Genomic DNA, 8,521 nt, shown 5'->3' with positions numbered 1-8,521 from the left:
GGCGTAGCGGGCGATGACCGCGTCGAACCAGCCGCAGCGGCGGTCCCGGCCGGTGGTGACACCGCGCTCGCCGCCGATGCGGCGCAGCGCCTCGCCGTCCTCGTCGAACAGCTCGGTCGGGAACGGGCCGGCGCCGACGCGGGTCGTGTACGCCTTGAGGATGCCGATGACCCGGCTGATCTTCGTCGGGCCCACGCCGGCGCCGGTGCAGGCGCCGCCCGCGGTCGGGTTCGAGGAGGTGACGAACGGGTACGTGCCGTGGTCGATGTCGAGCAGGGTGCCCTGGCCGCCCTCGAACAGGACGACCTTGTCGTCCTCCAGCGCCTGGTTGAGGATCAGCACCGTGTCGGCGACGTACGGCTTGATCTGCTCGGCGTAGCCCAGCAGCTCCTCGACCACCTGGTCGGCGGTGATGGCGCGGCGGTTGTAGAGCTTGGTGAGGATCTGGTTCTTGACGTCGAGAGCCGCCTCCACCTTCTGCTGGAGGATCGACTCGTCGTACAGGTCCTGCACCCGGATACCGACGCGGTTGATCTTGTCGGCGTAGGTCGGGCCGATGCCGCGGCCGGTCGTGCCGATCTTGCGCTTGCCGAGGAAGCGTTCCGTCACCTTGTCGACGGTCACGTTGTACGGCGTGATGATGTGCGCGTTACCGCTGATCAGGAGCTTGGACGTGTCGACGCCGCGCTCGTTCAGACCGCTCAGCTCGGAGAGCAGGACCGACGGGTCGACGACGACGCCGTTACCGATGACCGGCGTACAGCCGGGGGACAGGATTCCGGAAGGGAGCAGGTGCAGGGCGTACTTCTGATCGCCCACGACCACCGTGTGGCCGGCGTTGTTGCCGCCCTGGTAGCGCACCACATAGTCGACGGATCCACCGAGCAGGTCCGTCGCCTTTCCCTTGCCTTCGTCACCCCACTGAGCACCGAGCAGCACAAGTGCGGGCACGCGCGTACACCCCTTCCGGGCGGGGCATGTCCAAGGTCGGGGGCGTGGGCGTAAGGTTCACCGCCGCGTACCACCGCGACCGCCGTTGGTCGCACAACCGTCGGACCGGATGCCCCGGAATAGACGAAGCCCCTGGCGCAATAGCGCAAGGGGCTCTTGCACAAAGATGCTACCCGAGGAAGCGAGGCAGGACCGAGGTGGCGACTTCTCCGACGTCCGATCAGCTGCTGGTGATCATCGATCCGGTCGCGCGGCAGACGGACGGAGAGTCCGTGCGTATCGCGAAAGACGTGCTCAGCGCGGGTGCGGCGGCCAAGCTCTGCCTGCCGGAGGGGCCGGAGGAATTCGCCCGGGCACTGCGCCGAAGGGGGTCCAGGCGGCCGGTCGTGGTCGGCGACGACCGGGCGCTGGTGCGGGCCGTCACGCTGCTGCACCAGGAGCGGGAGCTGGCCGGATGCGCACTGTCGGTGGTGCCGGTCGGGGACAGCGCGCTGGCCGAGTCGCTCGGGGTGCCCGGCGGGACGGTGGCGGCGGCGCGGGCGGTCCTGGACGGCGCCGAGCGGCGCCTGGATCTGCTGGTCGACGACAGCGACGGGGTGGTGCTGGGCGCGCTGGGCATTCCGCCGGCGCCGGTGCGGCCGGCCGCCGCCGAGCCGGTGCCGGTCGCCGCGGGCCGGCCCTGGTACCGCTCCCTGGTCCGCACCCTGGCCACCCGGCCCGTCCGGCTGTCCGCCGTGCCCTCCCCCGGCGCGACCCGGCTGCGGGTGGAGGTCGACGGGGAGACGGTGGTGGACCTGGACCAGCCGGTGCAGGCGGTGTCCGTGACGCCGGGCCCGGACGGGGTGGCCTCGGTGGAGGTGCGGCCCCTGTCGGTGGGCGCGGAGGCGACCCCGCTGCTGGCCTCCGGGCGCACGGTGACGGTCACCGGCGAGGCCTTCCGCTACCGGGCGGACGCGGCGGTCACCGGGCCGGTGCGGCGGCGGACGTGGCGGGTGGCGGAGGGGGCGTGGGGACTCACGCTGCCCGCCGACGCGTGATCCTCACCGCCCCACCTAAAGGTCTGGTGACACATATTTAACCGTGCCGACCCCTTCCCGGGTGCGTCCTTCGTCCACCACCCTGCTCCATCAGGACGCACGGACAGGACAGGGAAGGGGCCACCCCATGGCTGTGGACGAGGGCGTCGCGCCGACGACGGGCACGGGCGACGGCGAAACGGTTCACCGACTGAAACCCAATGCCGTGGGGCTGCTCGGGGTGGTGTTCATGGCCGTCGCCACCGCCGCGCCGATCACCGCGATGACCGGCAACGTGCCCTTCATGGTGGCGTCCGGCAACGGCGTCGGGGCACCCGCCAGCTATCTCGTCGCAATGGTCGTACTGGCAATCTTTTCCGTCGGCTTCACGTCGATGGCGAAGCACATCACGTCCACCGGCGCCTTCTACGGCTTCATCTCCTACGGACTGGGCCGGACCGTCGGACTCGCCTCCGGGCTGCTCGCCACCTTCGCGTACGTCGTCTTCGAACCCGCCCTCATCGGGATCTTCTCGACCTTCGCCACGACCACGCTCACGGACCAGACCGGGCTGCACGTGCCCTGGTGGGCCTTCGCCGTCCTGATGCTCGCGATCAACGCCACCGGCACCTGGTTCGGGGTCAGCGTCGCCGAGAAACTGCTGGTGGCGCTGCTGGCGACCGAGGTGACCGTGCTCGCGGCCATGGCGGTGTCCGTCGCCCTGCACGGCGGCGGGCCGCACGGCTTCACCTTCGCGCCGGTCGACCCCGTCAACGCCTTCAAGGGGACGTCGGCCGGCCTCGGCCTCTTCTTCGCCTTCTGGTCCTGGGTCGGCTTCGAGTCGACCGCGATGTACGGCGAGGAGTCCCGCGACCCGAAGAAGATCATCCCGAAGGCCACGATGATCAGCGTGCTCGGTGTCGGCGTCTTCTACGTCCTCGTCTCCTGGATGGCCATCACCGGCAACGGCGAGGCGGAGGCCGTGCGGGCCGCCTCGTCCGCCAACCCGCTCGCGATGTTCTTCGGCCCCACCGAGCGCTACGTCGGTCCCTGGGCGGTCGACGTCATGCAGTGGCTGATGATCACCGGCTCGCTGGCCTGCGGCATGGCCTTCCACAACTGCGCCGCCCGCTATCTGTACGCCCTGGGCCGGGAGGGCGTGCTTCCGTCGCTGCGGGACAGCATCGGGCGGACCCACGCCCGGCACGGCTCCCCGCACATCGCCGGCCTGGTGCAGACGGCCGTCAGCGCGGTCCTGATCGGCGCGTTCTGGGCCGCGGGCAAGGACCCGTACACCGGCACCTACGTCCTGCTCGCCATCCTCGGCACCATGGCGATCCTCGTCGTCCAGGCCGTGTGCTCCTTCGCGGTGCTGGTGTACTTCCGCTCCCACCACCCCGAGAGCCGGCACTGGTTCCGCACCTTCACCGCGCCGCTCCTGGGAGGCGTCGCGATGCTCGCCGTCGTCGTGCTGCTGGTGTCCCACATGGGCGTGGCGGCCGGGCCGGAGTCCGGCTCACTGGTGCTGCGGGCGACCCCGTGGCTGGTGGCCCTGGTCGCGGCGGCCGGCCTCGGCTATGCCCAGTACCTCAAGCGGCGCGCGCCCGAGCGGTACGCGCTGCTGGGGCGGACGGTGCTGGAGGAGACGAAGGAGCGGTGACGCTCCGCGGGGGAGCCGGAGCGCCGGAGCGCCACGGGCCGCCGGCGTCTGCTGCGCCGTCGTGGCGGGTCGCGCGCACGCGGCGGCAGCCGCACCTCCGGCAGAGCCCCGCGCCCCTTGGAGGCGCACCCCTCAGCGCAGCTCGACGTCCAGCCGCTCCAGCCCCCGGATGACGAAGTTGGGCTTCCGCTTCGGTTCGGACGCCAGGGCGAGGGTCGGGGCCTGCTGGAGGAGGGCCGTCATGGACGCCGCCAGTTCGATACGGGCCAGCGGGGCGCCGATGCAGTAGTGGATGCCCGCGCTGAAGGAGATGTGCGGGTTGTCCTCGCGGGTGAGGTCCAGGCGGTCGGGGCCGGTGAAGACCGCCGGGTCGTGGTTGGCGGAGCCGAAGAGCATGGCGATCTCCGCACCCCTCGGGACCGTCGTGCCGTCGATCTCGATGTCGTCCAGGACCCAGCGTTCGAAGAGCTGGAGCGGGGTGTCGTAGCGCATCAGCTCCTCGATCGCGGACGGGACCAGGGAGTGGTCGGCGCGCAGGGCCGCCAGCTGGGCCGGGTTGCGGAACAGCGCCCACCAGCCGTTCACCGTGGCGTTGACCGTGGCCTCGTGGCCCGCGTTGAGGAGCAGCACCGCCGTGGAGATCATCTCCTGCTCGGTCAGCCGGTCGCCCTCGTCGTGGGCCGCGATCAGGCCGGAGATCAGGTCCTCGCCGGGCTCCTTCCGGCGGGCCGCGATCAGCTCCCGCAGATAGTCCGAGAACTCCACCGACGCCCGGACCGCCCGCGCCGCCGACTCCGGCGACGGGTTCAGCTCGTACATCCCGCAGATGTCCGCCGACCACGGCCGCAGCAGCGCCCGGTCCGCCTCGGGGACGCCGAGCATCTCGGCGATCACCGCCACCGGCAGCGGTTCCGCCACGTCCGACAGCAGGTCACCGCCGCCCTCCCGGACCAGCGCGGCCACCAGCTCGTGCGCCAGCCCGTGGACGTACGGCCGCAGCCGCTCCACCGTGCGCGGGGTGAACGCCTTCGACACCAGGCGCCGGATCCGGGTGTGGTCCGGCGGCTCCAGGTCGAGCATCCCGTGGTCGTTGAGGGTGTGGAAGGGCTCGTGCTCCGGCGGGGGCGGGGTCCGGCCGAACTCCTCATGGGTGAACCGGTGCCGGTAGGTGCGGCCCAGCCGGCGGTCCCGCAGCAGCGCCGAGACGTCCGCGTGGTGCGGGACCAGCCACTGGTCCGTCGGCTCGTACCGGATCACCCGGCCGCGGGCCCGCAGCTCGGCGTAGGCCGGGTAGGGGTCGGCGACGAACGCCGGGTCCCAGGGGTCGAAGACGAGGTCCGCAGCAGCTGCCATGGACGGACGCTAGCCCGGCTCACCCCGGCGTGACCAGCCTCGCCTCGTAGGCGAACACCGCCGCCTGGGTGCGGTCGCGCAGGCCCAGCTTCACCAGGATCCGGCTCACATGGGTCTTGATCGTCGACTCCGCGACCACCAGACGCCCCGCTATCTCGGCGTTCGACAGGCCCTGCGCGATCAGCACCAGCACCTCCGTCTCGCGTTCCGTCAGCTCCCCGTACGCCGCCCGGGCCGCCGGCACCAGCCGGGGTGCGTCCGCCAGCCGGGAGAACTCCGTGATCAGCCGTCGGGTGACCGAGGGTGCCAGAAGCGCCTCGCCCGCCGCCACCACCCGCACCCCGTCGGCCAGCTGGCGCGCCGAGGCGTCCTTCAGCAGGAAGCCGGAAGCGCCCGCGCGCAGCGCCTGGTACACGTACTCGTCCAGGTCGAACGTGGTCAGCACCAGTACCTTGGCCGTCTCGTCCGCGGCGACGATCTCCCGGGTCGCCTCGATGCCGTTCAGCTCCGGCATGCGGATGTCCATCAGGACCACGTCCGGGGAGAGCGCGCGGACCCGGTCCACCGCCTCTCGGCCGTTGACCGCCTCGCCGACGACCTCGATGTCCGGCATCGCGTTCAGCAGCACCGAGAAGCCCTCGCGGACCATCATCTGGTCGTCCGCGATCAGTACGCGGATCGTCATGCCGTGCCCTCGATCGCGGGGGTCGCCGCCGGCACCGGCAGGAACACCGTCACCTCATAGCCTCCCTCGGCCGTGGGGGCCGCCGTCATCTCGCCGTCCAGCATCGTCACGCGCTCGCGCATGCCCGTGATGCCGTGCCCGGCGCCGGGAGAGGGCTTCAGCGGACCCGGCGCCGGGGGCGGCCCGTTGACGATGCGCAGGCCCAGGCCGCCGAGGACGTAGCCGATCTCCACGCGGGCGCTCGCGCCGGGCGCGTGCCGCAGGGTGTTGCTCAGCGCCTCCTGCACGATCCGGTACGCCGACAGCTCCACCCCCTGCGGCAGCTCGCGCACCGCACCGGTCACCGCCTTGTCCACCGTCAGGCCGGCCTCGCGCACATTGGCGAGCAGGCCGTCCAGGTCGGCCAGGGTGGGCTGGGGGGCGTCCGGGGCCTCGTAGTCCTCCGCGCGGACCACGCCGAGGACCCGGCGCAGCTCGGTCAGCGCCGCCACCGCGTTCTCCCGGATGGTGGCGAACGCCTTCTCCAGCTCCGGCGGCGGGTTCTCCACCCGGTAGGGCGCGGCCTCCGCCTGGATGGCGACCACCGACATGTGGTGGGCGACCACGTCGTGCAGCTCACGGGCGATCGTGGTGCGCTCCTCCAGCAGGGTGCGCCGCGACCGCTCGTGCTCGGTCACCGTCTGCTGGGCGGTCACCTCCTGCTCGGCCTCCCGGCGTATGTGCCGGACCGTGACGACCAGCAGGGCCAGCGCCGAGACGACCAGCATGGGAGCGGTGTCCGTGTCGTAGTGCCCGTAGCCGAGGACGGCCTCGGCCCAGAAGCCGTACAGCGCGGTCAGCAGCCACATCCAGGCCGCCGTGCGCGGGCGGGTGCGGCTCGCCACGACCGTGAGCACCAGCAGGTGGGAGACGAGGCTGCCCGGCAGCCAGGGCCAGCTGCCCCAGCTGCTGCCGAGGGCGGAGGTGGCCGCCGTCGCCGCGAGCGACAGCCAGAACGCGCCGACCGGGCGCACCAGGGTCAGCAGCACCGGTGCCAGGGCGAGCAGCCCGCACAGCAGGCTCGGCCCGCCGGCGTCGGTGCCCGCCATGCCGGCGGCCATCGCCACGAGGCCGCCGGCCGCCACCACGGCGTGCGGGGTCCAGGCGGCGTAGGCCCGCGGCCGGCCGGAGAGGTGGCGGGTGAGGGGGCCGTCCACCGCCATGCGGGGCAGCGGCCGGTAGGCGAAGGCCTGGTGGAACAGGTCCTGCCGCAGCCCCCGCAGGGCGTCCGCGGCCAGCCGGAACTCCGGGCTGCGCGGCCGGCCGGCCGGGCCCGGCGGGCTCGTCTGCGTGTGCGTCGTCTCGGTCACGGTCAGAACGGTAGGCGCCGTCCGGGGTCACGGTCGTCCCCTTGGAGAGGGGTCCTCCGGGGTCCCTCTCAGGTACTACGAGGAGTCCGGGTGCCGGACCCCGGCCGGAGTCGGGGTCAGCGGCCTCCGGGCCGGACCACGCCCGACTCGTAGGCGAACACCGCGGCCTGCGTGCGGTCGCGCAGGCCCAGCTTCACCAGGATCCGGCCCACGTGCGTCTTCACGGTCTGCTCGGCCACGACCAGCCGCTCGGCGATCTCCGCGTTCGACAGGCCCTGGGCGATCAGCGCCAGCACCTCCGTCTCCCGCTCCGTGAGGTCGCCCACGCGCCGCTTGAGCGGGGCGCGGCTGCTGCCGTCCAGGCGGGAGAACTCGGCGATGAGCCGGCGGGTGATGCCGGGGGCCAGCAGGGCGTCGCCCGCGGCCACCACCCGGACCGCCTCGGCCAGCTGGTCCGCGGAGGCGTCCTTGAGCAGGAAGCCGGAGGCCCCCGCCCGCAGCGCGTCGTACACGTACTCGTCCAGGTCGAACGTGGTCAGCACCAGCACCTTGACGGCCGGGTGGTCCTCGGTGATCCGGCGGGTCGCCTCGATGCCGCCCAGCTCCGGCATCCGGATGTCCATCAGCACCACGTCGGGGGCGAGTTCGGCGGTCCGGGCGATCGCGTCCCGGCCGTCCACCGCCTGCCCGATCACCTCGATGTCGGGCTGGGTGTTGAGCAGCACGGTGAAGCCCTGCCGCACCATCTGCTGGTCGTCGGCGATGAGGACCCGGATGCTGCCGGTACCGCTCGTCATGGGGTCTGTTCTCCTGTCGGGGACTGGTCGGACGGGGCCGGGGCGATGTCCCCGGGGAGGAAGGCCGTGACGCTGAAGCCGCCGCCCGAGGTGCGCTCCGCGGTGACATGACCGCCGAGCATCGCCGCGCGCTCCCGCATGCCGAGCAGCCCGTGCCCGGCGCCCGGGGAGGGCGGGACGGGGTACCGCGGCGCGGAGTTGGCCACCACCAGGTGCAGACCGTTCGGGAAGTGCCCGACCTCGACGTGCACCGTGGACCCCGGTGCGTGCCGCAGGGCGTTGCTCAGCGCCTCCTGGACTATGCGGTACGCCGACAGCTCCACGCCCGGAGCGTACGGCCGGACCTCGCCGACGACCTCCGCGGTCACGTCCAGCCCGGCCGCGCGGGTGTTCTCGATCAGCGCGTCGAGCCGGGCCAGGGTGGGCTGGGGGGCGTCCGGGGCGGCTCCGGTACCGGGGCCGCCCAGGCCGTAGGGGTCCTCGGGGTTCTCGGGGTTCTCGGAGCGCAGCACGCCGAGCACCCGGCGCAGCTCGGTGAGCGCCTCCAGCGCGTTGCCGCGGATGCCGGCGAGGTTCTCCAGCAGTTCGTCGGAGGGGTCCTTCACCAGATGGGGGGCCACCTGGGCCTGGATGGAGATCACCGACATGTGGTGGGCGACCACGTCGTGCAGCTCACGGGCGATCCTGCTGCGCTCCTCCAGCAGGGTGCG

8 protein-coding genes are annotated in these 8,521 nt (G+C 72.6%); 2 read left to right on the top strand and 6 right to left on the bottom strand.

Going from position 1 to position 8,521, the window contains the following annotated elements; translation table 11 throughout:
• A partial coding sequence (locus tag CCN44_RS16705; RefSeq protein WP_086698107.1) for an adenylosuccinate synthase occupies nt 1–951 on the bottom strand: 951 nt, incomplete at its 3' end.
• A gap of 197 nt (nt 952–1,148) precedes the next feature.
• On the opposite strand from CCN44_RS16705, the gene CCN44_RS16700 reads away from it, so the two are divergent.
• Both CCN44_RS16700 and CCN44_RS16695 read left to right on the top strand, forming a co-directional pair.
• Nucleotides 1,149–1,988 (top strand): diacylglycerol kinase family protein, encoded by an 840-nt coding sequence (locus CCN44_RS16700; RefSeq protein WP_059250270.1) that lies wholly within the window; start codon nt 1,149–1,151, stop codon nt 1,986–1,988.
• A gap of 127 nt (nt 1,989–2,115) precedes the next feature.
• Nucleotides 2,116–3,627, top strand: a complete 1,512-nt coding sequence (locus tag CCN44_RS16695) for an APC family permease (RefSeq protein ID WP_086698106.1) — start codon at nt 2,116–2,118, stop codon at nt 3,625–3,627.
• A 132-nt stretch (nt 3,628–3,759) separates the two neighbouring features.
• Here the strand turns inward: CCN44_RS16695 and CCN44_RS16690 are convergent, their stop codons facing one another.
• The 5 genes from CCN44_RS16690 to CCN44_RS16670 all read right to left on the bottom strand — a co-directional run.
• Nucleotides 3,760–4,980, bottom strand: coding sequence for a cytochrome P450 (locus tag CCN44_RS16690; protein ID WP_086698105.1), 1,221 nt, complete (start codon nt 4,978–4,980; stop codon nt 3,760–3,762).
• A gap of 19 nt (nt 4,981–4,999) precedes the next feature.
• The gene (locus tag CCN44_RS16685; protein WP_059250267.1) at nt 5,000–5,665 is read right to left on the bottom strand and encodes a response regulator; all 666 of its coding nucleotides are present in this window, start codon (nt 5,663–5,665) and stop codon (nt 5,000–5,002) included.
• Nucleotides 5,662–7,014 carry a sensor histidine kinase gene (locus CCN44_RS16680; protein ID WP_086698104.1) on the bottom strand — a complete coding sequence of 451 codons (1,353 nt, stop codon included), beginning with the start codon at nt 7,012–7,014 and terminating at the stop codon, nt 5,662–5,664. Before CCN44_RS16680 ends, CCN44_RS16685 begins: the two co-directional genes overlap by 4 nt.
• 116 nt (nt 7,015–7,130) lie before the next feature.
• Nucleotides 7,131–7,811 carry a response regulator gene (locus CCN44_RS16675; protein ID WP_059250265.1) on the bottom strand — a complete coding sequence of 227 codons (681 nt, stop codon included), beginning with the start codon at nt 7,809–7,811 and terminating at the stop codon, nt 7,131–7,133.
• The coding region (locus tag CCN44_RS16670) for a sensor histidine kinase (RefSeq protein WP_244203930.1) at nt 7,808–8,521 on the bottom strand (714 nt) is incomplete at its 5' end. The genes CCN44_RS16675 and CCN44_RS16670, both read right to left, overlap by 4 nt.

This window comes from Streptomyces tricolor (assembly GCF_002155905.1).
Taxonomy (GTDB): Bacteria; Actinomycetota; Actinomycetes; order Streptomycetales; family Streptomycetaceae; genus Streptomyces; species Streptomyces tricolor.
Note: the sequence above shows the minus strand (reverse complement) of the source record. Positions and strands in the feature narration are given on the sequence as shown.